The sequence below is a fragment of the uncultured Ruminococcus sp. genome (assembly GCF_947301925.1).
Classification (GTDB): domain Bacteria; phylum Bacillota; class Clostridia; order Oscillospirales; family Ruminococcaceae; genus Ruminococcus.
Genome location: NZ_CAMYUE010000026.1, coordinates 1 through 23,968 on the forward strand (window position 1 = coordinate 1; position 23,968 = coordinate 23,968).

Genomic DNA, 23,968 nt, shown 5'->3' on the forward strand with positions numbered 1-23,968 from the left:
GTGACCCTCTGCTTGTAAGGCAGATGCTCTCCCAGCTGAGCTAAACCCCCACTTTGCAGACGCCTTATCCTTGGCGACGAAAATAATTATACCACAGGAAAAAGAGTTTGTCAAGCATTTTTTGAAATTTTTTTGAGATTTTTTTCGCAGGGCTTTTTACTCCCCTATTTACCGCAAGATCCTCTGAGCAGGAATGCCGCCGCTCAGAGGATCCGTGTTTTTATTTGCAGATTCCTGCCGCTTTCCATTTTTCTGTTACTCCGCGGTAGAGTTCTCCCTTCTTTCTGACAAAAGGACGTATGCCTGCTCCGAAAATGATACCGTGCTTCAGGCACTGGAAAGGAAAGCTTTTCTTCTTTGATATATCGTTATACAAACTGTCCGCAGTCCTTTCCGCCTTCGCTTTGTCGATATCCGCCGAGCCGAACGGAGCGTTGAATACCACCCTTCCGCTGAGATACGCGCCGGAGTAGGTCATCAGTCTGTTCAGCACAGCCGAGGCGTCTCTGCTGCCATAATTCTCACCTGTGGCAACAGTTACCGCATACTTGCCGTGAAGTAGCTGCTCTATAACGAAATGCCCTCTGTCAATGAAGCATTTCATCAGTCCCGAAACATTGCTGGCATAGGTGGGCGAACCTATAACGATACCGTCCGCGTCACCCGTCTCCGCCGAGAGTCTCTCGGCATCATCATCATATATGCAGCAGCCGCTCCTGTAGCATGAGCAGCACCCTGCACAAGGTCTGATATCCAGCTCTGACAGATCATAATATGTCACATCGGCACCTTTTTCTTTCAGCCTTGTCTCCATACAGTGAAGGAACGCCGCTGTAAGTCCGTTTTTTCTCGGACTGCCGTTTATCACTATTATCCTCATCCGTTCTCACTCCCTGTTCATCACTCGGCAGCAGCTTTTTTCTTACTGCAAAGCAGGATCATACATACAGTACCGATCACTATTATAACGGGGAATACCGACAGTATCAGCACCCAGAAGCCGGACACGCGGTACTCGAAGGGAGTACCGTCTGCCTTTACGGCGAACATTCCCAGCTCGCCCGCGAGCGTCATGTCTATTATCATATGACACAGCGCCGCAGGATAGACCGACTCCGTCCTCTTGGTGAGCCATGTGAGAAAAGCCGAAAGGGCTATGCACATGACTATCATCGCTATGAAGCCGCCGTAGGGATAGAAGCTGTAGTCCCTGCCGAAGTCGTAGCCGTATGCAAGGAGAGGTCCGTGCCAGAGCGCCCATATTACGCCCGTAACAACTACCGCGGCAGGTGTGGGCATTAACTCCTCAAGCTTGGGCGTGAGATAGCCTCTCCAGCCCAGCTCCTCACCGAGGCCGTGTAAAGCCAGAGCAACGGCCGCAACAGGAGCCGTCAGCAGCTGAGTCGCCGTGATGATACCGTCGCCGGCAAACAGGCTGTCGCCTATACTTCCGTTCTTTACTATAAAAAGGTGGAGCAGCACGCCGCTGACAAGGGGAAGGGCTATGGGGTATATCACGGCGGCAGCGTAGTATTTACCGCTGTTTCTTTTTCCTGCTCCGAGGAACGAGCCCCGGAAGCCTTCTCTCGTTATGAGCCTTGTTATTATCACCGCAATGGCAGGATAGAGCATAAGAGTGCCGCCTGCAAAGGCGCTTCTGACTCCGCCCTGCTTGTCCGATAAGGCTATGCAGATAATATAGACAGGCACATATGCAAATACCAGATACAATGCGATACGAAGCAGAGTTTTCTTCTTACCTGGCATAATTCTCAGCTCCCTTCAGATACCATTTTACGGAAAGCCTGTAGGAAAGGTAGTACAGAGGCAGCACAGCAGCCATAAGTATGCTTGCGACAAAACAGAGCTTTTTCATTGACGCGGGATCCTCTACCGCCGATATGACCTTTTCCCAGAAGGAATCCATATCCGCAAATACAGAGGTATCACCGAAAAGGAAGTATACAACCCCCGCCATGGCAAGTGCCACCAGAATGACTATCTTCACCGTCTTGCCTGTTTTTCCGCCGAAACGTGCCATAAGAGGGAACTCCACAGCACGCAGGAAAAGCTGTATACAGAAAAAAGCTGTATATACCGCCGTAGCGTCCACTATCTCAAGATTGGCGTCGGCGGCGATACTGTTGCAGAGCACCAGAAGCGTCACAGTCAGCATTGACCAGAACAGCGCGATAAGATACTTTGCGCCCATATATCCCTTTATGCCCGTAGGAGTAGAGGTGATATAGTAAGCCCATTTCTTTCGCTCGTCGTCCTTGAACATGGCGTCCTGGAACACTCCGCCCACCAGAAAGGCGATAAACGCAGCCATACCAAACATAAGAATGCTGAGCCTGCCCGTCATGATGTCCATTTCTCCGGAGTCCGTTGCAAAAATCACCGTAAACAGAACAGGATATATCATCATGCCGAAAGCAAAACCTATCATTTTCACCCAGTTCAGCTTCAGCTCCCTGTAAAGAAGTCCCGTCATCAGTAACGCCTCCTTTTCAGTTCCTTTACGGTCATGAAATATAAAAGCACTATCGCGACAACCGCAGCAACAGGTGTTATCCATACCAGTGCATCGCGCCATTTATGAATGTAAGGCATAGCTACCTCTTTTATGGCAGCGTCGCTGTCCATACCCGGATAGAGTCTCTTCGCCTCGGCAGAACAGAACTTTACGAATCTGTATGAGCCGTATATAAAGCCCGCCATCAAAGGTGTGACTATGGCCAGACCTACAGCTGCATTCTTCATCTGGGTCTTCAGCTTCAGCATCATGGGTATATCAAAGAAGCATACAGCTCCGTAGCCGAACAGCAGTATCAGGATATTCTTGAAATGCCCAAAACTCAGGGGCTCCTTTGCCGCCGCAGAGAATATGACATCCGCAAGAACTGCCAGCACAAAGCCCGAAAGCAACAGTATACCGCGGACAATGAATTTTGAAGCGGCTATCTTTTTTTCGTTCACGGGAATGGTATAGGAATAGAGCTGCCAGCGTGACTTGTAGTCCTTTTCGATAATGTCGTTATGTCCGTATACTGCGCCTATTATACCGATCAATCCCGCATACAGATACATCTCGGAATTGAGATATGCGCGCATATCACCGACCTCGGGATCGTCTGCAAGATTGCCTGCATATGTACTTATAATAACAAGCGACAACATCATTACAAACAGAACATATGTCACAAGCATAAGCAGTATGGGTTTTCGGCTGAGATAGAATTCACGATAGATAAGACCTTTCATTCATCTCCACTCCTTTTTGCCGCGGTTGACATAGTATATCATTATATCCTCAAGAGTCGCGGGATCAATGACCGCTCCCGAATACTTTCTACCGCAGGCATCTCTGTCCGAGACCATGACCTCCGCACCGAAGTCCGTAAGTCTTGCGCTGACGATATCCTCCGGGGCTATGTCCCTGTAGTCGTCCTTAGTGCATTTGAGTATGCCGTGGCTGCAGAGTATATCGTCCTTGTATCCGCTTATGAGCACCTTTCCCTTGTCTATGAAGGTAACGCTGTCGGCTACCTTGTCAAGGTCTGAGGTTATATGTGAGGACATAAGGATAGAGTGCTCCTCGTTCTGGAGGTATTCAAGAAATATATCCAGTATCTCGTTTCTTACAACAGGATCGAGACCTGTTGTGGCCTCGTCCATGATGAGGAGCTTTGCGTTATGGGACAACGCAGCAGCTATCTGGAGCTTCATCTTCATGCCCTTTGAGAACTTGCCGAATTTCTTCTTTCTCGGCAGTGAGAAACGGTCCATATAGCCGAAGAAGGTATCGCTGCTCCACTCCCCGAACACCTCGCGGAGTATCTTGTCCATAGCTATGGCGTTGAGCCTGTCGTCAAATGGCAGCTCGTCAAACACCGCGGCTATCTGCTTTTTTGCTTCGTATTCGTCCTTTTCGTGGTCAAGCCCGAGCAAGCGTATCTCGCCCTCGTCCTTTTTCACGATATTCAGCAGCGCATTTATGGTAGTGGTCTTGCCTGCGCCGTTCTGCCCGATAAAGCCCATGATGCTTCCTTTGGGCACATCGAAGCTGACCTTGTCAAGGGTAAATCCGTCATACCTCTTGGTAAGGTCCTTTATTTCTATAGCGTTTTCGTAATCATTCATTTTCTGCTCCTCCGTAGATCAGTTCGAGCATTTCCTTCAGCTCGTCAAGGCTTAGCTCGCACTGTCTGGCCTTATCGCAGACCTGAGTGAGCAGGGCTTCGGTCTGGCGCAGGTACTCCTCGCGGAGAAGCTCGGTATTCTGCCCCTTGACAAAGCTGCCCTTACCCGTATAGGACTCGATGAAGCCGTCTCTTTCAAGGTCCTCATAAGCGCGTTTCGTAGTGATAACGCTTATGCGGAGCTGTTGTGCAAGAGTGCGCATGGAAGGCAGAGCGTCCCCTGCTTTCAGAGCGCCGTTCAGGATAAGACCTTTTATCTGCGAGGATATCTGCTGATAGATAGGCTCTCCCGAAGAATTGCTTATAATAATATCCATAGTACACCTCATGATCATGATTGTATATATACATTATACACATTATAACACCGGTATATACATTTGTCAAGAGGTTTTTGAAAAAAATCTCCCGCAAATTTCAAAGAAAGCCGGTAAATTTGAATATGTGTATATGATAGACAAAGCAAACTGCGTTTTTTTAGTTAAAATCGCCTATTTTTAAGAAATAATATAGACAAGCCGCAAAAAATAATATATAATGAATAATGTATATAATTCGGCATCCGTATGCCGTAAATGCGGAAACCGCAGTGAACTCTGCGGCTTCGGAGCAACATAACATGAGAGTGATAACAGGCATTGCAAGAGGCCGCAAACTTGTGGCGCCGGAGGGGCTCGATGTGAGACCTACCGCCGACAAGGTAAAGGAAGGCATCTTTTCAGCCGTTCAGTTTGAACTGGAGGGGGCAAGAGTCCTCGATCTGTTCGCAGGAAGCGGCCAGATGGGCATAGAGGCCCTCAGCCGCGGAGCAGACCACGCCGTCTTTATCGACAGCTCGCTCCGTTCCATCAGATGTGTGAACGAGAACCTGCGCAATACAGGCTTTGAACGTCAGTCAGAGGTCATAAACCGCGACAGCTACGATTATATAAAGCTCACGTCACAGACCTTCGATCTGATAATCCTCGATCCGCCCTACAGACACAGCCACATCGCCAATATCCTTCCCTTCGCAGCAAAGAAGCTCAGGGAGGGCGGCCTTATAATCTGTGAATACGAAAAAGAAGCGGAGGAGCCCGCGGCTCCCGAGGGAATGAAGCTGAGAAAGACCTATCGCTACGGCAAGATCAATGTCTCAATATTCTGCAAACCTGCCGAGGAGGTGGCTGAGGAATGAGAAGGATAGCCGTTTGCCCCGGAAGCTTCGACCCTGTTACCCTGGGACATCTTGACATCATCACAAGAGCCTCCAAGCTCTTCGACAAGGTCATAGTTCTGATATCCAGGAACGCAGGCAAGGCACAGCCAAGCTTCACGGCTACGGAGCGTATGCTGATGATAGAACAGGTCACAAGAGATCTTGACAACGTGGTCATAGACATACTTGACGGGCTCCTTGCGGATTACGTCAGGAACGTGGGCGCAGTTGCCATAGTAAAGGGACTGCGTGCCGTCAGCGACTTTGAGTATGAGTTCCAGATGGCGCTGGCCAATAAAAAGCTTTATGCAGGTGCGGAAACGGTCTTCCTGACAACTGCTACGGAGAATATGTATCTCAGCTCCAGCCTGGTAAAGCAGATAGCCTATTTCGGCGGTGATATAAGCCATTTTGTGCCCGAGGAGATACTCGGCGATATAAAACAAAGACTAATTAAGGAGAGGTAATCACTATGAGCATTGATGAGATTTTAGAAGAGATGGACGAACTTCTCGACAAGGCGTCCTCAGTACCATTCGTATCACATAAGAAGGTAATAGACGGCGAAAGGATGAGAGAGCTCATCAATGACGTGCGTCTGAATATGCCTCACGAGCTCAAGGAAGCAAAGAAGATCGAGTTCGACTGCCAGCGTATCCTCAACGAGGCAAAGCTCAATGCGGAAAGCATTATCCGCAAGGCCGAGGAGCGTGCAGCTCAGATAGTTTCAAGAGAGGCTATCGTTACAGAGGCCAAGAAGAAGGCGCTGGATATGCTCACCAAGGCACAGACAGCTGCCAAGAACCTCCAGCAGAACGCAGCTGCTTCCGTGGCAAAGATGCTCAACGACACCGAGAATTACTATTCAAGGAACCTCCAGAGCATAAAGGTCGTAAAGGGCAAGATCGGCAGCACAGCTTCCGCAGGTCTCGGCATGAACGACAAGAAGAACGATATAATGTAATAAAAAACGGCAATCACAGCCGTTATATCATGCAGAATTTTGCCCCTGAGCATTTTAAGCGCTCAGGGGCATTGTGTTTATTCAGCTACTATGATAAATCATAATTTGCCGCTGAGCGAGCGGCGGCGCTAAGACGTCCGTGTATCAACGAAAGGGCAGTTGCTCCTCGACGCGGGGAGTACTTTTGTAGCTGATATAAATCAGAATTTAGCGCGTATGCGCTAAGTTGCCTTTTTAGCGTTTATCCAATTATGTCCTTGCTGAACAGGCGCATTACGTCCATTTTCAGAGCGCGGTTCTGCGGCTTTTCCAACAGCGGATCGTCCTCAAGTAGCTCCCTTGCACAGGCCTGCGCACGGTTCATCAGCTCCATATTGCAGGCGATATCCGCTATTTTAAGCGGCGGCAGACCGTGCTGTGCGCTGCCGAAGAAGTCTCCGGGGCCGCGCATTTTCAGATCCTCCTCGGATATCTTAAAGCCGTCCGTGGTGGAGGACATTATCTTCATGCGCTTCACGCAGTCCTCGGTGGTGTTGTCGGTTATTAGTATGCAGCTGCTCTCGAAGCTGCCTCTGCCCACTCGTCCGCGGAGCTGGTGGAGCTGCGACAGGCCGAAGCGCTCCGCATTCTCTATGACCATCACCGCCGCATTGGGCACGTCCACGCCCACCTCCACAACGGTAGTGCAGATAAGCACCTGTATCCCGCCGTCACGGAAGAGCTTCATGGTCCTGTCCTTCTCGGCGGCTCTCATCTTTCCGTGGAGCAGCGCCGTGGTATAGCCCTTCAGGTCACCGTTGGCGGCATTCTCCGCGTAGGTCTTCACCGCAAAGAGCTCGCTTTCGCTCTCCTCTATCATGGGGCAGACCACATAGGCCTGACGTCCCTCGTCAAGGCGCTCCCTGACGAAGCCGAAGGCTCTGCTGCGCAGCTTTCCCGTAACTGCGTAGGTCTTTACGGGCTTCCTGCCCTTGGGGAGCTGAGTTATTGCCGATATATCAAGGTCTCCGTAGATAATGAGTGCAAGTGTACGGGGTATGGGAGTTGCCGACATTACCAGCTTGTGGGGAGCGTCGCCCTTTTCCGCAAGAGCTGCTCTCTGCGCCACGCCGAAGCGGTGCTGCTCGTCGGTTATGACAAGCCCCAGTGACCTGTACTCCACGTCCTTCTGGATTATGGCGTGAGTACCCACCACCACATCTATCTCGCCTGCGGCTATCCTGTCACGGATATCCGCCTTCTTTTTTGCGGTCATGGAGCCCGTCAGCAGGCATACATTTACGCCGAAGGGCTCGAGGAATCCGCTGAGGGTGCGGAAGTGCTGTGCGGCAAGTATCTCCGTAGGCGCCATAAGGGCGGACTGGACGCCGTTTTTCGCCGCAAAATAGCAGGCAGCCGCAGCAACGGCAGTCTTTCCGCTGCCCACGTCGCCCTGAAGCAGTCTGTTCATGGGCACGTCGCGGCAAAGATCGCCGACTATGTCCCCCACCGCCTTTTTCTGGTCGTCGGTGAGCTCAAAGGGCAATCCCTCCGTGAATTCCTCCACATCAACGGCAGGATCCATTTTATAGGCGGTGCTGTTCCTGCTGCGTGACTTCATCATCGACATACCTATCTGAAGCTTCAGCAGCTCGTCAAAGGCCAGTCTGCGCCTTGCGGTCTCCGAGGCCAGCTCGCTCCCGGGGAAGTGTATGTTCTCCAGCGCCCACATCAGGGGAGCAAGGTCGTATTTCCGCAGTATATCACCGGACAGGGTCTCGAAGGGCTCGCGGCGCATTATCTCCAGAGCCTGTCGCATATTGGTGCGCACCATATTCACGGAAAGTCCCTGCGTCAGGCGGTATATAGGCTGGATGAGCACCTGCTCCTCCGCGCTGATATACACAGGGGAGCTTATCTCCCTGCGGAGGAAATTTCCCGACACCTTACCGTACATATAATAGGTGCCGCCCTCCTTGAGAGCCTGGAAGTAGTAAACGTTATTGTACACAACGATGAGGATATCATCGGTGCCGTCGGAAGCGGCGGCCTTGCATATGACAAGTCCGCCCTTTATGCGCTGGGGCGGCATTTTTTTGAATACAGTCAGTTTCAGCACGTTGTACTCGTTCAGGACAGCCTGGGCCACAGGCACATGGGTGCGGAAATCCAGATAGCTTCTTGGTATATGGTATATCAGCTCATAGGGCGAGTTTATCCCAAGCTTGCGGTACTTTTCGCCCCGCGCCTTTCCCACGCCCCTGAGGTATTCTATATCGCTGAAAAGTGTAGTTGGCATATAGTTCTCCTTTATGAGCGGCTCCCGCTCATTTCCGAAAGCATAAAAAAGGGCGGACAACAGTCCGCCCAATGGTTTTTTACCGATTATCTCTGCTCACAGATAAGCTTGATAGCGGTTCTCTCTTCACCGTCGATAGTGATGTTCGCAAAAGCAGGAATGCAGATAAGATCGATTCCGATAGGTGCCAGATATCCCCTTGCAATGGCGATCGCTTTTATCGCCTGATTAGCAGCACCTGCACCAACTGCCTGAACCTCAACAGCCTTCTGCTCTCTAATCACTCCGGCTATAGCACCGGCAACAGAATTCGGTGACGAATGTGATGATACTTTCAGAATTTCCATGACAAATAACCCTCCTGTTAAAAATATTTGTACGTTTATTGTCAAATGCCTTTAGGCTATTGTACAATTGTATTATACAATATAAGTGCGAAAAATGCAAGTACCTGCGGTAAACTTTGTAGACTATCTTATAATTATTCTATCTATTTTGTGCGATTTGCCTTTTTTTTCGTCAAAATCGACTATTGTTCCACAAAGGAAGCAGGCGCCCTCCGCAGTACTGAACTTTACGGGCATACGGAAGCGGAACATTTCCACCGTAGGACCGATGTCAACGCCCAGACATGACAACTCCGGGCCCACCATTCCCACATCGGTAATATATGCGGTATGTCCGCCGAGTATACATTCATCTGCGGTCTGAACGTGGGTATGGGTGCCGAAAACTCCCGTTACCCTGCCTGTGAGATAATGTCCCATGGCCTTTTTCTCCGAGGTGGCCTCGGCGTGGAAGTCAACGAATACATTGGGAGTATCCAGGCCCTCAAGGAGCCGGTCTATCTTTGTGAAGGGGTTGTCCAGGGGGTCCATATACACCGTGCCCATAAGGTTTATGACAGCCACGGAAAAAGCCCCCATATCCAGCACTCTCACGCCGCTGCCCACGCAGCCCCCCTCGGGGTAGTTGGCAGGGCGGACGATGTATTCCTCGTCGAATATATCGAGGGATTCCTTTCTCCGGAAGGCATGGTTGCCCGTAGTTATAATATCCGCGCCTGCTCTCACCAGCATATCGGCGGACGCGCGGGTTATGCCGTTGCCCTGTGCGGAATTCTCACCGTTTACTATAGTTATGTCGATACCGTGCTGACGCTTTATGCCGCCAAGCTTTTCCGTAAGGAAATCACAGCCTGCTCTGCCCACAACGTCGCCGATAAAGAGAAGTCTTTTCATATTCCTCCGTTATTTCTTGTCTGTTTTCTTCTTTTTGCCGCTCAGGTCGGTATCGTAGGAGATACCTGTGCCCTGAAGGCTTACTGTAGCTTTTTTCTTGTTATTTACCGTTACCTTGACCTTTTTGCCGGCGATCTTGGGGCCTTCGATGGAGATGCTTCCGCCCTTCTTGTTCTTGTTGAACCTGAATAATTTTCCGATCTTTATGCTTTTCCTGAAATGAAAACCCATAATGCTACCTCCCTTGCAGGTCATGTATTATATGACTATAATAACACAAAAAATCATGATAATCAATACAAATCAGAAATTTTTCCTGTACATCAGACAATTTTTCACATTATTATTTTGCCGCAGGTATTGTAAAACCGTTCCGTTTGTGATATAATTATTAGGATAGCGGCCTTTGTATAAGCCGCAGCCCATTTTACAAAAGGAGTGATGACCTATGGTAGGCTTTGAAAATCATATCGGAAAGATCACTATCTCGGAGAATTACCTCACCGAACTGGTAAAGCACGCTGTCACAGACTGCTTCGGTGTTGCAGGCGTCTGCAACGTAAGCACCTTCCGTTCTGCTGTTTCCGCTCTTACAGCGGGAAAGGCCTTCAGAAAGAACAAGGGCGTTATGATCCGCACCGATAAGGAGGGCGGTCTCATAATCGACCTGCATATCAAGGTCACCTACGGCACCAACATAACCGCTGCCGTAAGCAGCATCACCCACAAGGTCAGCTTCGCTGTAGAGGAAGCTGCAGGGATAGACGTACACAAGGTCAATGTATTTGTTGACGAAATGAACGCATAAGGCAAACCGTCATATAGAATTGGAGGACTTTACTGTGATACACGGTTCTTTACTCAGAGACGCTGTTATTTCCGCTGCGATCACCATTACCAACAGGAAGCGGGAGGTAGACGAGCTGAACGTTTACCCTGTTCCCGACGGCGATACAGGAACGAATATGTCCATGACCATCAGCAATTCCGTTGCTGAGCTGAAAAGACTGGACGACAAGGCTCCCGTATCAGAGGTGGCATCAACTGCGGCTTCCGCATTTCTGAGAGGCGCAAGAGGAAACTCAGGCGTAATACTTTCACTTATATTCAGAGGCTTTTCAAAGGGGCTTTCGGGCTGTACCGAGGCAGGCTGCGAGAATTTCGCGGACGCTCTCCAGTACGGTGTTGAGGCTGCATACAAGGCTGTCATGAAGCCTGTTGAGGGCACTATCCTCACGGTAGTCAAGGCTGCTGCCGCAAAGGCAAAGGAAATAGCTCTCGAAACCAACGACGAGGTCACCTTCTGGCAGGAGGTCTGCACCGAGGCCGAGGCTGTTCTTGCAAAGACCACAGATATGCTCCCTCAGCTGAAAAAGGCAGGAGTAGTTGACGCAGGCGGCAAGGGTCTGTGCATAATCTTCCGCGCTATGACTGATGTCTTCGCAGGCGGTGCCATTGCCGAGCCCGATGAGGCTCCCGCTCCCCAGGAGAACCAGAATGACTCATTCAGAACAGCCGTAAGCGAGTATGACGACGACATCACCTTCACCTACTGTACGGAGTTCATGCTGGAAAAGGACGATAACTGTCCCGACGTATCCAAGCTCCGCGCCTATCTTGAGACCATCGGCGACTGCGTGGTAGTAGTTGACGATGAGAAGATAATCAAGGTACACGTTCATACGGACAATCCCGGCAATGCTCTTCAGAAGGGTCTGGAGTTCGGCCATTTCATCAACGATCCCCGTCCCAAGATAGAGAATATGCGCATTCAGCACGAGAACAAGGTCAAGGACGCAAGGGCTGCCGAGGAGGGTCTCACCCCCGCAGAGCCCGAGAAGGAGTTCGGCTTTGTGGCAGTTGCCGCAGGTCACGGCCTGGAGGCAATGTTCACAGACCTGGGCGCGGACGTTGTGGTAAAGGGCGGTCAGACCATGAACCCCTCTACCGACGATATTCTCCGCGCTATACTGAAAACTCCCGCAAATACCGTGTTCGTGCTTCCCAATAACAAGAACATCATCATGGCTGCCGAGCAGGCCGTGAAGCTCACGGACAGAAAGGTCTGCGTGCTCCAGACAAGGACTATACCCCAGGGTATCGCCGCAATGCTGGCGTTTGACGACAGCCGCAGCCTCAACGAGAACCGCATAGATATGACAAAGGCCTTCGAGAAGGTCTCCACGGGTCTTATCACCTTTGCCGCAAGGGACTCGGAGTTTGAGGGTCACCAGATCAAGGAGGGCGAGATACTTGCCCTTGACAACGGCAAGCTGTCATTCACAGAGCGCGACATCAACAAGGCTACATACAAACTGGTAAAGAAGCTGGCCAAGGGCGATGTGAGCTATGTGACACTTATCCACGGCGCAGATGTGCCCGAGGAGAACGCCGAGCAGCTTCAGAAGTTCATACAGTCCAAGCTCAGCGACAAGATAGAGGTAATGCTGGTAAACGGCGGTCAGCCCGTATACTACTACATAATCTCCATCGAGTGAGTATTGAAAAAGCTCAATAATTTACTCCCGTAAAAAATCAACTCCCGAAGCTGCAACTTCGGGAGTTTTTTGTGCCTTGCAGGGTCTGCTTACTGTCAGGCCCTTTGCGAATAATGAAAAAAATCAGGAGCCTCCCTTTATGGGAGGCTCCTGCCTTATACTCAGCTTTTAAGCGCCTTTTCCAGCCATACGCTGGCGATATCAAGAGCCTCGTAGAGACCGCACTCTCTCTCGGCGTTCTTGACGAAGGCCTTCAGGGGGTTGGGCTCGTTGGTGTCCATCTGTACGACTCTCACCTTTGATGTCACCTGCCGGCCGTTCTCCTCCTTTGTTTCAAGTATCTGAATGAAGATAACAAAGGGGTCTGACATATAACCGTAATAAATCTGGTTGCCGTTCCTCACCAGAGGGTAGCCCTTATATGTGTTGAATTTCTCGCTCATTATATACCTCCTTGGGGATATTACCAGGTCCTGATGTAATCCTCTCCCGTGTCTATGCGTTTGATATTGTCTATGAGTGTCTTCACATACGACTTTGTGCAGTAATACTTGCTCTCGCCGTTTACGACGATAAGCGAACGCAGTACCGTATCGTCATAGAAATCATATGTGGTAGTCTTTCCCGAATACGAATCCGCAATCTTTATGCTGGCCGCAGGCTCTCCCTGGGGAACAGGCACTCCGATGGCGAATTCCTCCGCATTGGTGCTTGCCAGGAAGGAATAGAAGGTCCTGTAGCGCTCGGTGTCGAACACGTCTCCGTTCCTTCTTACGACAAAGTCGTCTGCCTTGGGAGACTCGGGCATCTTATCGCCCTCCTTCAGCGCAATGTTGAAGTCATAGCTGCCTCCGCCGCCGCTTACGGAAAGATCGGTGATGTTCCATACATAGTTGGTTATCAGCAGTCTGGAACAGATATCAATAGGCTGTACAGTCAGCCACTTGGCGTCGTCAACGGAGAGGGTGTAGATAACATTTCCGCCCTCCATCATGCCGTAGCTGCACTTGCTGCCGCTCTCGTCGGTGAATATCTCACTGAGCAGCAGAACATAGGTATTGCCGTCGTCGCACTCCATGGTCACCTTGCAGAAGGGATCGCTGAGGCCTGCCTCCGCGATATCCGCCTCCTTGCAGTGAAGAACGTAGATGCCCGAGGAGGTCAGTCCGAACATACCGTTGGTTATATCCGTTGATTTCTCAACGGCAAGGTAGCTCTCAACAGGCTCCACCATGATATGAGAAGCAGATGTGCCGCCCGAATGAGCGTCCTGACCTGCCTCGTCATACTCAATGAGCATATCCTCGTCCATGTCTCTGCGCTCTATCCTGAGACTCTTGATGATAGGATACTCGTCGTCCGAGGGCTTTTTGAGGATAGTCCTTTCGATAAGCTCCTTGTTGGTCTTTGAGTAATTGGCAACAGTAGAGCTGTTTACCGAGTAAACGTCATTGCTGCCCTCTACCCTGACGTATACCGTATCGCTTGACGGTACCTTGTCGCCGATATAGAATTTTACCTTGGTTCCCGATTCGTAGGTGAACTCCACCTCTGCCTGCGGGTCTGCAAGGCCGTATTTGCCAAGGTCGGTGCAGTCCTCCGCAATAAGCGCCTGAGCCTGCATACCGTTGCCGTTGTTAACGAGAGTACCCACAACAGAGGTATTCACGTTAAGGTCTGTATAATCCTTGAGAGTATAGGTGGCGCCGGTCCCGTTTTCATCGGGGCCGTCCTTCATTACCACCTTTATCTCGTCCTTTTCGTTTTTTACTACAGCCTCTTTTACCACACCCTCTGCGCCGTTGTCGCTGACGAGAACAGTTCCCTGTCCCGCAGCCTGTGTAGCCAGCAGCACCATTGAGCTGCTGCCGTCGTCCTTTTCGGGTGCAAACTTCATATAGGCGTAGCCGCCTCCCAGCATGGCTGCAAGCAGCGCACTGAGAGCAATGATCCCCTTAGCCTGTTTTTTCATTTATTACGTCTCCTTAAAAGAACTGCGATGCCTACAACTGCTACCAGAGCAGGTATTATCCATACGACAGCGACGTGTATCTTCTTCATCTGGCTTGCCTTGGGAGCGATAAATGAGCTCTGGAGGTTCTTGTCGGGGATAACGACGCCTGCTTCCTTGCCTGTCATGGTATTCATGATGTTGATAAGTACGCTGGCGTTATTGAATGATGTGTTCTGTACTATGAGCTGGTTGTTGAACATACCTGCGCTTCCTACAACGAGAAGGCTGCTGGTATGGCGCTCGAACTCGTCGGCACGCTGCTTCTTGGAGAGCATTACCATAGTCCTTGCGCTATTCTCGCCGTACTGAGGATCGTTGGGATCGTAGTTGTCCATATCAATGGTATATGAAGTATTCCTTGACTTGAGCACCTCTGTAACGATATCCTCGTTATTCTTGGATATGGGAGAGAGCACTCTTGAAGCGGGAGCAACGATCTCAAGCTTTTCGCTGGGAAGAGTTCCCACGTCCTCGGGAGAGCTGATATCAGCTATGATATTCTGTACCTGACGTCTGCCGAACATATCCGAGCCTATAGAGTTCTCATCGTCATATATGAGCTGGTTCTCCACCTTTATGCTCCAGTCGGCAAGGAACTCATCGATATTGGGGAGATTTGTCTTTGAACCGTCGGGAACATAGACCATGTTCTTGTCGTAGTTTCCGTCATTGTAGAGGAAATCGCTGAGCTTCTGGATGATATTCTCGTTGAAGTCCACAGAGGGAGCAAATACAACTACCATATCATAGTCCTCGGGCTTTAACTCGTCTGTACTGATGTCTATTTCGGTACAGTCGTAACCGTTCTTCATGAGGAGCTCATCCTCAAAGGTATAGGCAGCGTCAGAATAACTCTGCTCGTCGAACAGGCTTGCGCCGTTCATCATTGAAGCAAATGCCACCTTTACGGGGTGAGCATCTGTAACGCTGGTGATAGCCGAAGTGAGAGAGCTCTCACCTGTGAAGTTCAGCTTCAGCTGCTGTGCCTGCATTGCAGTCTGATCGGGGCTGAGCATTCCGAGAACCTCATCTTCGGTGAATACTCTTACCCTCTCACCGGATGAAACAATGATAGATCCTGTGCCTATATCACCGTTATAATACTTCTTGTACTTGTCAATGAGATCGGGATCCTTGTTAAGATCAACATACTTTACATTGATCTTTCCATTGCCCTGCTCTGCATATATGGAATACTTTTCAAGAAGCTCGGGAATTATCTCCAGAGGTATCTCTACGGGAATGCCGCTTGCGGCATAGTTGCTCTCATAGTTATTTCCAAGTGCCTCAAAGTAATCCCTTACAGCCGTAACAGTAATATCAACGTCCTTGTCGAGAGACTTTACGGCGTTGATAGACTCTTCACTGAGCTCGTATCTGTTATCGGGAGTGATATCTATCTTTAAGGGTGAACGCTTTGCTATCATATTCACGATAACGTTGAGTACAACCACTATCGCTGTAACAAGAGCAATCACAATATAGAACATGGTGCCGTACTTCAGCTTCTTGAAGTTCTTTGCCTTTTTCACGGCAATATCCGCAGCTTCAACAGTATCCTCTGCGGCTTCTTTAGCCTTATCGGTCTTGTCCTTTACCTTTTCCGCCGTATCCTTAACTTCATCGACGGTCTTTTTGATCTTCTTCTCGTCGATCTCTTTCTTACTCATCTGTATCAAAACCTTCCTTTCCTGTTAGATCAGCTCCAGCGTCTCTTCTCAAGCACCTTGACGGTGAAGAAGTTGAAGAGGAAGGCTGCACTGATGAAGAAAACAACACTGGGAAGGCTGAATACTCCCCTTGTGAATTCGATGTATCTTGAATAGAATGAGATCTTGGATACTACGAAATAAACTGCCTTCTGGAATTTGTTGCCGTTCTCAAAGCCCGAAACGAACATTTCGGAAAGGTAGAGACCGAGAAGGGCAAGTATACATAATACTGCGGAAGCCATCTGGTTCTCGGTAAGGGATGAGACAAACACTCCAACAGCTATGAAGGCTGCACCGAGGAACAACATTGCGAAATAGTTTCCGAGGAGAGGCGTCCAGAGAACGTCTCCCAGATAATTGAGTATGAATGCGTAAACGAATACTATTGACTCGGCGATTATGAACAGCGTAAGAGCTGCGAAATACTTGCCGAGAACGATATCCCACAGACTTATGGGAGCTGTAAGGAGTCCCTGGTCTGTCTTGTTCTTCTTTTCCTCGCTGAGCAGTTTCATAGTGAGAACTGCCACCGAGAAAAGAACGATCAGGAACATTGAACCGAACAGCGACGACGTATCAGTAGTGCCGCTTCCTATAACTCCGCCGTAAAAGAACAAGCCGGAGAAAAGCCAGAACACGGCAAGAAATACATATGCCACGCCTGATGTAAAGAATGCGCCCATTTCGCGCCTGTAAATTGCCAGCATTATTCCTCACCTCCGTCATTTTCATCACTTTCTTCGGAGAAGAAGCTATTTTCTGTCTCCTCCTCGTCCTCCTGAACAGCGCTGAGCTTTCCGTCGGCGGACGTCTTCAGGTCGATCCTTGGCTTTGACTTGTCGCTCTTTGCGGAGCCTGCCTTGTCAAGGCCCTCGTCCATAGTGATCTTGAGGAAGATATCCTCAAGGGTGAGGTCTGAGAGCTGGAGCATAAGGATATTCCAGCCCTTATCCATGCAGAGTTTGTTGATAGCGCGGCGGACATCGGTCTTGCCGTCGGTCTCAACGTCGTAGTCGTAGACGCCCTTTTCACGCTCCATATCTGCGCGGACATACTTTACGCCGTCGATCTGTCTTATGGCTTCGGCGATGACGCGCTTGTCCTCTGCGGTATGATTGGGACCCTCTATGCGGAGAGTCATCTTGTGCTTGTTGGTGATGTTCTTGGCGATCTCGTCGGCAGTACCGTCGGCAGCCACCTCGCCTCTGTTGATAATGATTATCCTGTCACAGACCGCCTGTATCTCGGGGAGGATATGTGACGAAAGGATAACCGTATGTCTCTTGCCCAGCTTCTTGATAAGAGTTCTTATCTCGATGATCTGGTTGGGGTCGAGACCGACCGTGGGCTCATCGAGTATGAGCACAGGGGGATTGTTGATAAGCGCCTGTGCAAGGCCGACTCTCTGTCTGTAGCCCTTTGAAAGGTTCTTGATAAGCCTGCCTCTAACGTCCTGTATCTTGCAGAGATTGCAGACGTCCTTCAGGTGAGCCTTTCTGGGGAGCTTGCACTTTTTCAGGTCATAGATATAGCTGAGGTAGCCCTCAACGGTCATATCTATATATATGGGCGGTATCTCGGGAAGATAGCCTATCTTTGACTTTGCCTTCTTGGGCTCCTCCAGGATATCGATGCCGTCAATGAGCACCTCGCCCGATGTGGACGAAATATATCCTGTCAGCATATTCATGGTGGTGGATTTTCCTGCACCGTTAGGTCCGAGGAAGCCGAGTATCTCGCCTTTTTCGACCTTAAAGCTGATATCGTTCACGGCAAGCTTGTCGCCGTACTTTTTAGTAAGGTTCCTGACCTCTATCATTGGGTATTACCCTCCTTATTGCGTATGTTGCGGCACAAAGCCGCTTATTTCACAGCCTTTACTATGTTAATACCTGTATGTGATAACAGAGTGAAAGCACTGCGAATTTTTTACAATATATTAAGAGCCGATTTCATATCCTCCTTTATCTGAGCCTTCAGCTCCTCAATGGAGCCGAATCTCATCTCGGGACGTATGAAGCCTATGAGCTCCACTCTCAGCGGACTTCCGTAAAGGTCTCCCGAAAATCCGTGTATGTATGTCTCGGCAAGGGGAGCGCCGCCGTAATCCACAGTGGGCTTCATGCCGATATCCGTTACCGAGGGGTAGCGTTTCCCGTCCACAACGGCCGCCGAAGCGTAAACGCCGTATCTTGGCACGAGCTGTCCCCTGTCAAAGATCTGATTTGCTGTAGGAAAGCCGATAGTGCGTCCCAGCTGAGCGCCGCGGCTTACCTTCTTCATAATGATGTAGGGCTCGCCGAGGAATTCATTCGCTCTTTCCGTCTCTCCTTTTTCCAGGAGGCTGCGTATAAGAGTAGATGACACCCTCTCTCCGCCGCAGAGAACATCGTCCACTGCCAGCACCTCAAAGCCGTATTCCGCGCCGAAGCCGCGCAGCTCCGCGATACCGCAGGAAGCTCCCCTGCCGAAGCGGAAATCGTTGCCGCAGCATACGAACTCAGCCCTCATCTCACCGCGGAGCACCTCCCTTGCGAAGGTATCCCCGTCCATGCCGCAGACATCTGCGAAGGGCGGCGAGAAGATACGCTCGATGCCGCATCTCTCCGTCATTATGAAACTTTTCTCGCTGCTGCTGTAGATATATCCCGCCGCACCCTTTTCAGCGGTGCTCTCGGGCGGAAAGGTGAATGCGCAGGGCACAAGCCCCCTGGCTTTCTGCTCTGCGGCAGCCGCCAGCACTGCTCTGTGGCCGAGATGAACGCCATCGAAAAGCCCCAGCGCAGCGGCAGTTCTTACATTTTTCATGCCGTCACCCCAGATTCTTTCCCACTCTGAGCACTCCGCCCTCAAAGTCTGCAAAGGCGGTGCCGATGAAAGCTCCGTCGAAGCCGTACACGCCGTACTGCTCCGCCTCTCTGCTTATGCCGCGGACTCTTGATATATCCAGCTTTACGCCGTTTCTGTACATTCTTGTCTGAGCCTCGCCCAGTCTCAGCTTCGGAAGCTTTTCAAAGACGCGGTCTATGGGGAGTATGAGCTCCTCCAGCCTGCCCTCGTCCCTTGCCTGCTGTATCTCCTCAAAGGTATGGCAGTCATCAAGGGTAAAGCCTCCCGACGATGTCCTGACCAGAGAGGTCATAATGCCTCCGCAGCCCAGCTTCTCGCCGATATCGCTGATAATAGTCCTTATATAAGTGCCCTTTCCGCATACTATGGACAGCACGCCCTCGCGGCTGCTGTCGTCGTACTCCTCCAGCACAAGGGAGCTCACCTCTATCTCGCGGGGCTGACGCTCCACCTCCACGCCCTGCCTTGCAAGGTCATAGAGACGCTGACCGTTGACCTGAACAGCCGAATACATCGGCGGGAGCTGCATTATCCTCCCTGTGAAATCGGGTATAACAGCCTCTATCTGTCCGCGGCACACGGCCTTGTCCGGGCATTCACGCACCTGTCCCCATACGTCCTGGGTATCGGATACGGCTCCCATACGGAAGCCTGCGCGGTAGCTCTTGGTATTGTCGGGCATTATATCACAGGCCTTGGTGGCATTCCCCACGAAAACGGGAAGAACTCCCGTAGCCATAGGGTCGAGAGTGCCGCCGTGACCCAGTCTTTTCATCTGTAGTATGCCGCGGAGCTTGGCCACAACGTCAAACGAAGTGAAGTCCTGCGGCTTGTTGACGCAGAGGATACCGTTCATCAGCTCAGCGCCCTTTCAACAGCTGCGATGAGCTGCTTCTTTGCCTCGCCGAGAGGTCCGTCTATGGTACAGCCCGCAGCCTTTGCGTGACCGCCGCCGCCTATCGACTGGCATATCACAGACACATTGACATCGTTTGCCGAGCGGAATGAGCATTTGTATACCCCGTCCTCGCGCTCGCGCATAAGTATGCCCACCTCTGTGTTCTCCAGCTGTATGGTCAGCGGAGCGAAGCCCTCCAGCTCCTCCATAGAGACGCCCATATCCTTCATCATCTCCTGGGTAACGGCAGCAATGGCCAGCTTGCCTCCCAGGCAGTATTCCATGAGCTCGTTGACCTTAGCCTCAAGCTTCAGCCTGCCCATGGACTTGACGTCGAACATATAGCGGTTTATCCTTGCGAAATTGATATCGTAGCTGCGCATCATCTCTGCCGCTATCTCATGAGCGCGGGGAGTGGTGCAGTCGTACTTGAAGCAGCCTGAATCCGTGGAAATGCCGGTGTACAGGCACATGGCACAGTGCTTCGTTATCTTCACGCCCATGTACTGCGCGAGATCGTATATTATCTCGCAGGCAGCGGTAGCGTCGCCGCGGAGGAGAGTTTTCTCCGCGTAATTCTTGTTTGAGATATGATGATCTATGCAGAGCTGTACCTTTCCGCCGTAGATATCCTTATAGTCGCCCATAAGGTTCTCGTCGGCGATATCCACTGCGATCACAGTCTTAGGCTCAAACTCCTCGCCTGCTCCCTCGCTTGTGAGGAAGCCGTAGCGTGCAGGGAAGCCGTCATGGCAGACCACCCTGCTCCTTATGCCCAGCTGAGCAAGTATATCCTTCAGACCGAATCCTGCACCTATACAGTCTCCGTCGGGATTGCGGTGAGTGATTATCACCGCGTCCTCGCAGTTTCTGAGGAAGAGCTCAGCTTCACTGAAACCGATGAACATTCCCAGTCCTCCTTACAGCAGATCATGGAGCTTCCTGCTTATCTCCGCGCTTCTCTCTATGGAGTTGTCGGCGATGAAGGTGAGCTCGGGAGCCTTGCGCATCTTGAGTCTGTGGAAGAGCTCGCGCTTTACGAAGCCTGCGGCGCTCTTCAGTCCCTCGACGGACTCCTTTGACCTTTCCATGCCCTCAAAGCTTGAGACATAGATCTTACAGCTTGACATATCGCCTGAAAGATCGGCTCTCACAACTGTGAGCATCTTGTCTATCCTGGGATCCTTCAGCTCACGGAGAATGGCGGTCATTTCACGTTTTATATCTTCAGCCATACGGCTGTTCTTGAAATTAGGCATTTTATTCCTTTCTGTGTCAGAGCTTTACAGTAAAGCCGCCTCCTGCTGTCTCCTCATGCTTTTCGGATTCGGCAGCCTTGCCTGCTTTTTCTGAGGTCTTCTTTGCAGATTTCTTTGAAGCGGATTTCTTTGTACCCTTTTTGGCGGGAGCCTTCTTCTCCGGCTCGGCCTCAGCCTCCTTTGCTTCAGCCTCTCCGGGCGCGGCAGCGGTATCGGGCTTAGCCTCCCCGGCTGCTGTCTCCTCCTCGGCGAAGAAGCCGCCGCCGAACATCTCTGCCGAGAACGCCTCATCCTCGGGACTGCGGCTGTAGTCGGGGATCTCCTCGTCGCCCTCCTCGCCGTAGTAGATATCGGCATAGTTGCCGTACTCGGGCTCGAGTTCTACGTCGCGCACAGGGCGCTCGATACCCATAAGGTCATCTGCGTATTCCTCGGGCTCCTCCATTGCACTGCACTGACCGAGAAGGATCTTCTTTACAGATTCAAAGAAGAAGATATCGATAGGTCCGAAATCGTCCCATGCCAGTGCCTCGTTGCAGTACTGCAGCATATCCGCAGTACTCATTCTGCTGTTGTCCATTAGAACTTCCCCCTTTATCATTGATTGAAATTATTAGGATCGGTGGTTAATCTTCACGGTACTCCTCTACGATATAGGTCTCGAAGATGTCGCCTTCCTTGACGTCGCTGAACTTTTCGAGGCTGATACCGCATTCGTATCCGTCCGCAACTTCCTTTACATCGTCCTTGAAGCGCTTGAGTCCTGCGATCTCGTCATCAGCGATGATGATACCGTCACGCACAACGCGGACCTTGCTGCCTCTTGTTACCTTTCCGCTGAGTACATAGCTTCCCGCTACCATACCAACGTTTGAGATCTTGTATACCTGACGTACCTCTACGCGGCCCTGCTCCACCTCGCGGGTCTTGGGAGCAAGCATACCCTTCATGGCGGTGGTTATCTCCTCGATAGCGTCGTAGATGATACGGTAGAGCCTGATATCCACGCCGTCGCGCACTGCATTTTCTGCGGCAACGGGATCGGGTCTTACATTGAAGCCGACGATGATGGCATTTGAAGCGTTCGCCAGCATAACGTCGCTCTCCTTTACGGCACCTACGGCACCGTGGATGACTCTTACTCTTACCTCGTTATTGGAGAGCTTCTCCAGCGACTGCTTTACAGCCTCAACAGAGCCCTGAACGTCTGCCTTTACAACGATAGGCAGCTCCTTGATCTCGCCCTCGGCGATCTGGCTGAACAGGTTGTCGAGAGTTACCTTGCGGTAAGCGTTGAACTGCTCCTGCTTCTGCTCGTGCTTTCTCTGCTCTACCAGCTCTCTTGCCAGTCTCTCGTCCTCAACAGCGTTGAAGATATCGCCTGCGCTGGGGACCTCGGCGAGACCTGTTATCTCAACAGGCACCGAAGGGCCTGCCGACTTGACTGTTCTGCCCTTGTCGTTTGTCATTACTCTTACACGGCCTACTGCTGTGCCTGCGATGAGAACATCGCCCTGTCTGAGAGTACCGTTCTGTACGAGAAGTGTAGCGATAGGACCTCTGCCCTTGTCGAGACGGGCCTCGATGACAGTACCCTTTGCAAGTCTGTCGGGGTTGGCCTTCAGCTCCTTTATCTCGGCAACGAGGAGAATATTCTCCAGAAGGTCGTCAATGCCCTGGCCTGTCTTTGCGGATACGGGAACGCAGATAACGTCTCCGCCCCAGTCCTCGCATACCAGGTCGTACTTGGTGAGCTCCTCCTTGATACGGTCGGGATTAGCGCCCTCCTTATCCATCTTGTTGATGGCAACGATTATGGAAACGCCTGCTGCCTTCGCGTGGTTGATGGACTCTACTGTCTGGGGCATGATACCGTCGTCCGCTGCAACAACGAGGATAGCGATATCGGTGATATTGGCGCCTCTTGCACGCATTGATGTGAAGGCCTCATGTCCGGGAGTGTCCAGGAAGGTGATGTCCTGTCCGTTGATATTCACCTGATAAGCACCGATGTGCTGTGTGATTCCGCCTGCCTCGCCTGCGGCAACGTGAGCGTTTCTGATACGGTCAAGTATGGAGGTCTTACCGTGGTCAACGTGTCCCATGACAACAACAACGGGACAGCGGGGCTGAAGGTTTGTATCGTCGTCGTCGGTATCGTCGATAAGACGCTCCTCAATGGTGACGATGACCTCCTTCTCTACCTTTGCGCCCATCTCCTCTGCAACGAGAGAAGCGGTATCAAAGTCTATCTCCTGATTTATGGAAGCCATAACACCCAGCTTCATCAGCTGCTTGATGACCTCTGTAGCAGTAGCCTTCAGACGTGTGGCCAGCTCGCCCACTGTTATGCTGTCGGGAATGAGCACCTTCAGCTGCTGCTTTCTTGCTCTCTCCAGCTCCAGCCTCTTGAGCTTCTCAGCCTCCGACTCCTTCTTGGAGAACTGCTGGCGGTTCCTCTGAGCGGACTTCTGGTTTATCTTCTGCTTCTTGGAAGAGTAATTGTCGTTCTTATGCTTGTTCGAGGTAGCCATCTGGTCGTATCTCTCGTTGTACTTGTCGAGATCCACGTAGCTTCCTCTTGTATCCACTGTTCTGCGCTGAGTGGAGGTCTGGGCGGTCTCGGAGCTGATGGTTGCGTTGAACTTTGTTCTCTCGCCTCTGTCCTGAGCCTTTGCCTGTTCCTTCTTCTTATCCTTCTTCTTGTCCTGCTTCTTCACGTCGGCAGGCTTTTCCTCAGCCTTCTTAACGGGAGCGGCCTCCTGCTTCTTCTCGGGCTCGGCCTTCTTTACGGGAGCAGCCTCCTGCTTCTTCTCGGGCTCGGCCTTCTTTACGGGAGCAGCCTCCTGCTTCT

General features: G+C 51.1%; 26 protein-coding genes. 5 read left to right on the top strand and 21 right to left on the bottom strand.

Annotated elements, in window-relative coordinates; translation table 11 throughout:
* Window positions 1–220: 220 nt before the first annotated feature.
* From Q0Y65_RS15175 to Q0Y65_RS15200, 6 genes are read right to left on the bottom strand one after another with little or no spacing between them, the layout of a single operon-like run.
* Window positions 221–880 carry a flavodoxin family protein gene (locus tag Q0Y65_RS15175; RefSeq protein ID WP_297961696.1) on the bottom strand — a complete coding sequence of 220 codons (660 nt, stop codon included), beginning with the start codon at window positions 878–880 and terminating at the stop codon, window positions 221–223.
* A gap of 20 nt (window positions 881–900) precedes the next feature.
* Complete coding sequence (locus Q0Y65_RS15180; protein WP_297961699.1) at window positions 901–1,767, bottom strand: CPBP family intramembrane glutamic endopeptidase; 867 nt, start codon at window positions 1,765–1,767, stop codon at window positions 901–903.
* On the bottom strand, window positions 1,757–2,494 hold the full coding sequence (locus Q0Y65_RS15185; RefSeq protein ID WP_297961701.1) for an ABC-2 transporter permease: 738 nt from the start codon (window positions 2,492–2,494) through the stop codon (window positions 1,757–1,759). The genes Q0Y65_RS15180 and Q0Y65_RS15185 overlap by 11 nt, the downstream gene beginning before the upstream one ends.
* Window positions 2,494–3,264: an ABC transporter permease gene (locus tag Q0Y65_RS15190; protein ID WP_297961704.1), complete on the bottom strand. Its 771-nt coding sequence runs from the start codon at window positions 3,262–3,264 to the stop codon at window positions 2,494–2,496. The genes Q0Y65_RS15185 and Q0Y65_RS15190 overlap by 1 nt, the downstream gene beginning before the upstream one ends.
* Window positions 3,265–4,143, bottom strand: a complete 879-nt coding sequence (locus Q0Y65_RS15195) for an ABC transporter ATP-binding protein (protein WP_297961707.1) — start codon at window positions 4,141–4,143, stop codon at window positions 3,265–3,267.
* Window positions 4,136–4,519 carry a GntR family transcriptional regulator gene (locus tag Q0Y65_RS15200; RefSeq protein ID WP_297961710.1) on the bottom strand — a complete coding sequence of 128 codons (384 nt, stop codon included), beginning with the start codon at window positions 4,517–4,519 and terminating at the stop codon, window positions 4,136–4,138. The genes Q0Y65_RS15195 and Q0Y65_RS15200 overlap by 8 nt, the downstream gene beginning before the upstream one ends.
* 227 nt (window positions 4,520–4,746) lie before the next feature.
* Here Q0Y65_RS15200 and rsmD point away from each other — a divergent pair, with 227 nt between their 5' ends.
* From rsmD to Q0Y65_RS15215, 3 genes are read left to right on the top strand one after another with little or no spacing between them, the layout of a single operon-like run.
* On the top strand, window positions 4,747–5,379 hold the full coding sequence (gene rsmD, locus Q0Y65_RS15205; protein WP_297961713.1) for a 16S rRNA (guanine(966)-N(2))-methyltransferase RsmD: 633 nt from the start codon (window positions 4,747–4,749) through the stop codon (window positions 5,377–5,379).
* Window positions 5,376–5,867, top strand: coding sequence for a pantetheine-phosphate adenylyltransferase (coaD, locus tag Q0Y65_RS15210; RefSeq protein WP_297961716.1), 492 nt, complete (start codon window positions 5,376–5,378; stop codon window positions 5,865–5,867). The genes rsmD and coaD overlap by 4 nt, the downstream gene beginning before the upstream one ends.
* Before the next feature lie 5 nt (window positions 5,868–5,872).
* Window positions 5,873–6,364, top strand: a complete 492-nt coding sequence (locus Q0Y65_RS15215; protein WP_297961719.1) for a vacuolar-type H+-ATPase subunit H — start codon at window positions 5,873–5,875, stop codon at window positions 6,362–6,364.
* Window positions 6,365–6,605: 241 nt separating this feature from the next.
* Here Q0Y65_RS15215 and recG read toward each other — a convergent pair whose 3' ends face one another.
* From recG to Q0Y65_RS15235, 4 genes are all read right to left on the bottom strand, one after another.
* Window positions 6,606–8,642 (bottom strand): ATP-dependent DNA helicase RecG, encoded by a 2,037-nt coding sequence (gene recG / locus Q0Y65_RS15220; RefSeq protein ID WP_297961722.1) that lies wholly within the window; start codon window positions 8,640–8,642, stop codon window positions 6,606–6,608.
* 86 nt (window positions 8,643–8,728) lie between these two features.
* On the bottom strand, window positions 8,729–8,989 hold the full coding sequence (locus Q0Y65_RS15225) for a stage V sporulation protein S (protein ID WP_028519976.1): 261 nt from the start codon (window positions 8,987–8,989) through the stop codon (window positions 8,729–8,731).
* A gap of 123 nt (window positions 8,990–9,112) precedes the next feature.
* Window positions 9,113–9,883 carry a TIGR00282 family metallophosphoesterase gene (locus Q0Y65_RS15230; RefSeq protein WP_297961726.1) on the bottom strand — a complete coding sequence of 257 codons (771 nt, stop codon included), beginning with the start codon at window positions 9,881–9,883 and terminating at the stop codon, window positions 9,113–9,115.
* A gap of 9 nt (window positions 9,884–9,892) precedes the next feature.
* Window positions 9,893–10,114, bottom strand: coding sequence for a DUF4236 domain-containing protein (locus tag Q0Y65_RS15235; protein WP_297961729.1), 222 nt, complete (start codon window positions 10,112–10,114; stop codon window positions 9,893–9,895).
* Between the two features lie 217 nt (window positions 10,115–10,331).
* Here Q0Y65_RS15235 and Q0Y65_RS15240 point away from each other — a divergent pair, with 217 nt between their 5' ends.
* Together Q0Y65_RS15240 and Q0Y65_RS15245 are read left to right on the top strand one after the other, a co-directional pair.
* Window positions 10,332–10,691, top strand: coding sequence for an Asp23/Gls24 family envelope stress response protein (locus tag Q0Y65_RS15240; protein ID WP_297961732.1), 360 nt, complete (start codon window positions 10,332–10,334; stop codon window positions 10,689–10,691).
* 34 nt (window positions 10,692–10,725) lie between these two features.
* Window positions 10,726–12,381 (top strand): DAK2 domain-containing protein, encoded by a 1,656-nt coding sequence (locus Q0Y65_RS15245; protein ID WP_297961734.1) that lies wholly within the window; start codon window positions 10,726–10,728, stop codon window positions 12,379–12,381.
* Between the two features lie 161 nt (window positions 12,382–12,542).
* Here Q0Y65_RS15245 and Q0Y65_RS15250 read toward each other — a convergent pair whose 3' ends face one another.
* The 11 genes from Q0Y65_RS15250 to infB all read right to left on the bottom strand — a co-directional run.
* Window positions 12,543–12,824 (bottom strand): hypothetical protein, encoded by a 282-nt coding sequence (locus tag Q0Y65_RS15250; protein WP_297961737.1) that lies wholly within the window; start codon window positions 12,822–12,824, stop codon window positions 12,543–12,545.
* Between the two features lie 20 nt (window positions 12,825–12,844).
* Entirely contained in the window at window positions 12,845–14,353 is a 1,509-nt protein-coding gene (locus Q0Y65_RS15255) for a DUF4340 domain-containing protein (protein ID WP_297961740.1), read from the bottom strand.
* On the bottom strand, window positions 14,350–16,065 hold the full coding sequence (locus tag Q0Y65_RS15260) for a GldG family protein (RefSeq protein WP_297961743.1): 1,716 nt from the start codon (window positions 16,063–16,065) through the stop codon (window positions 14,350–14,352). Before Q0Y65_RS15260 ends, Q0Y65_RS15255 begins: the two co-directional genes overlap by 4 nt.
* Before the next feature lie 29 nt (window positions 16,066–16,094).
* Window positions 16,095–16,814: an ABC transporter permease gene (locus Q0Y65_RS15265; RefSeq protein WP_297961746.1), complete on the bottom strand. Its 720-nt coding sequence runs from the start codon at window positions 16,812–16,814 to the stop codon at window positions 16,095–16,097.
* Window positions 16,814–17,926 (bottom strand): ABC transporter ATP-binding protein, encoded by a 1,113-nt coding sequence (locus tag Q0Y65_RS15270; RefSeq protein ID WP_297961749.1) that lies wholly within the window; start codon window positions 17,924–17,926, stop codon window positions 16,814–16,816. Before Q0Y65_RS15270 ends, Q0Y65_RS15265 begins: the two co-directional genes overlap by 1 nt.
* Window positions 17,927–18,036: 110 nt before the next feature.
* The gene (gene ribF, locus Q0Y65_RS15275; protein ID WP_297961751.1) at window positions 18,037–18,915 is read right to left on the bottom strand and encodes a riboflavin biosynthesis protein RibF; all 879 of its coding nucleotides are present in this window, start codon (window positions 18,913–18,915) and stop codon (window positions 18,037–18,039) included.
* 4 nt (window positions 18,916–18,919) lie between these two features.
* Window positions 18,920–19,813, bottom strand: a complete 894-nt coding sequence (gene truB / locus Q0Y65_RS15280; RefSeq protein ID WP_297961754.1) for a tRNA pseudouridine(55) synthase TruB — start codon at window positions 19,811–19,813, stop codon at window positions 18,920–18,922.
* Complete coding sequence (locus Q0Y65_RS15285) at window positions 19,813–20,763, bottom strand: bifunctional oligoribonuclease/PAP phosphatase NrnA (protein WP_297961757.1); 951 nt, start codon at window positions 20,761–20,763, stop codon at window positions 19,813–19,815. The genes truB and Q0Y65_RS15285 overlap by 1 nt, the downstream gene beginning before the upstream one ends.
* Before the next feature lie 12 nt (window positions 20,764–20,775).
* Window positions 20,776–21,114 carry a 30S ribosome-binding factor RbfA gene (rbfA, locus tag Q0Y65_RS15290; RefSeq protein WP_297961760.1) on the bottom strand — a complete coding sequence of 113 codons (339 nt, stop codon included), beginning with the start codon at window positions 21,112–21,114 and terminating at the stop codon, window positions 20,776–20,778.
* Window positions 21,115–21,130: 16 nt separating this feature from the next.
* Window positions 21,131–21,694 carry a hypothetical protein gene (locus Q0Y65_RS15295; RefSeq protein ID WP_297961763.1) on the bottom strand — a complete coding sequence of 188 codons (564 nt, stop codon included), beginning with the start codon at window positions 21,692–21,694 and terminating at the stop codon, window positions 21,131–21,133.
* A 46-nt stretch (window positions 21,695–21,740) separates the two neighbouring features.
* On the bottom strand, window positions 21,741–23,968 hold a 2,228-nt coding region (infB, locus tag Q0Y65_RS15300), incomplete at its 5' end, for a translation initiation factor IF-2 (RefSeq protein WP_297961765.1).

Bases quoted from the DNA above. Each gene is read 5' to 3' on its own strand.
- Q0Y65_RS15285 (WP_297961757.1), bottom strand. From the start codon at position 20,763: ATGTTCATCGGTTTCAGTGAAGCTGAGCTCTTCCTCAGAAACTGCGAG.
- Q0Y65_RS15195 (WP_297961707.1), bottom strand. From the start codon at position 4,143: ATGAATGATTACGAAAACGCTATAGAAATAAAGGACCTTACCAAGAGG.
- Q0Y65_RS15225 (WP_028519976.1), bottom strand. From the start codon at position 8,989: ATGGAAATTCTGAAAGTATCATCACATTCGTCACCGAATTCTGTTGCC.
- rbfA (WP_297961760.1), bottom strand. From the start codon at position 21,114: ATGCCTAATTTCAAGAACAGCCGTATGGCTGAAGATATAAAACGTGAA.
- Q0Y65_RS15255 (WP_297961740.1), bottom strand. From the start codon at position 14,353: ATGAAAAAACAGGCTAAGGGGATCATTGCTCTCAGTGCGCTGCTTGCA.
- Q0Y65_RS15250 (WP_297961737.1), bottom strand. From the start codon at position 12,824: ATGAGCGAGAAATTCAACACATATAAGGGCTACCCTCTGGTGAGGAAC.
- Q0Y65_RS15180 (WP_297961699.1), bottom strand. From the start codon at position 1,767: ATGCCAGGTAAGAAGAAAACTCTGCTTCGTATCGCATTGTATCTGGTA.
- Q0Y65_RS15265 (WP_297961746.1), bottom strand. From the start codon at position 16,814: ATGCTGGCAATTTACAGGCGCGAAATGGGCGCATTCTTTACATCAGGC.
- Q0Y65_RS15175 (WP_297961696.1), bottom strand. From the start codon at position 880: ATGAGGATAATAGTGATAAACGGCAGTCCGAGAAAAAACGGACTTACA.
- Q0Y65_RS15200 (WP_297961710.1), bottom strand. From the start codon at position 4,519: ATGGATATTATTATAAGCAATTCTTCGGGAGAGCCTATCTATCAGCAG.
- recG (WP_297961722.1), bottom strand. From the start codon at position 8,642: ATGCCAACTACACTTTTCAGCGATATAGAATACCTCAGGGGCGTGGGA.
- truB (WP_297961754.1), bottom strand. From the start codon at position 19,813: ATGAACGGTATCCTCTGCGTCAACAAGCCGCAGGACTTCACTTCGTTT.
- Q0Y65_RS15270 (WP_297961749.1), bottom strand. From the start codon at position 17,926: ATGATAGAGGTCAGGAACCTTACTAAAAAGTACGGCGACAAGCTTGCC.
- Q0Y65_RS15215 (WP_297961719.1), top strand. From the start codon at position 5,873: ATGAGCATTGATGAGATTTTAGAAGAGATGGACGAACTTCTCGACAAG.
- Q0Y65_RS15240 (WP_297961732.1), top strand. From the start codon at position 10,332: ATGGTAGGCTTTGAAAATCATATCGGAAAGATCACTATCTCGGAGAAT.
- Q0Y65_RS15230 (WP_297961726.1), bottom strand. From the start codon at position 9,883: ATGAAAAGACTTCTCTTTATCGGCGACGTTGTGGGCAGAGCAGGCTGT.
- Q0Y65_RS15185 (WP_297961701.1), bottom strand. From the start codon at position 2,494: ATGACGGGACTTCTTTACAGGGAGCTGAAGCTGAACTGGGTGAAAATG.
- Q0Y65_RS15190 (WP_297961704.1), bottom strand. From the start codon at position 3,264: ATGAAAGGTCTTATCTATCGTGAATTCTATCTCAGCCGAAAACCCATA.
- Q0Y65_RS15260 (WP_297961743.1), bottom strand. From the start codon at position 16,065: ATGAGTAAGAAAGAGATCGACGAGAAGAAGATCAAAAAGACCGTCGAT.
- Q0Y65_RS15235 (WP_297961729.1), bottom strand. From the start codon at position 10,114: ATGGGTTTTCATTTCAGGAAAAGCATAAAGATCGGAAAATTATTCAGG.
- ribF (WP_297961751.1), bottom strand. From the start codon at position 18,915: ATGAAAAATGTAAGAACTGCCGCTGCGCTGGGGCTTTTCGATGGCGTT.
- Q0Y65_RS15295 (WP_297961763.1), bottom strand. From the start codon at position 21,694: ATGGACAACAGCAGAATGAGTACTGCGGATATGCTGCAGTACTGCAAC.
- coaD (WP_297961716.1), top strand. From the start codon at position 5,376: ATGAGAAGGATAGCCGTTTGCCCCGGAAGCTTCGACCCTGTTACCCTG.
- rsmD (WP_297961713.1), top strand. From the start codon at position 4,747: ATGTATATAATTCGGCATCCGTATGCCGTAAATGCGGAAACCGCAGTG.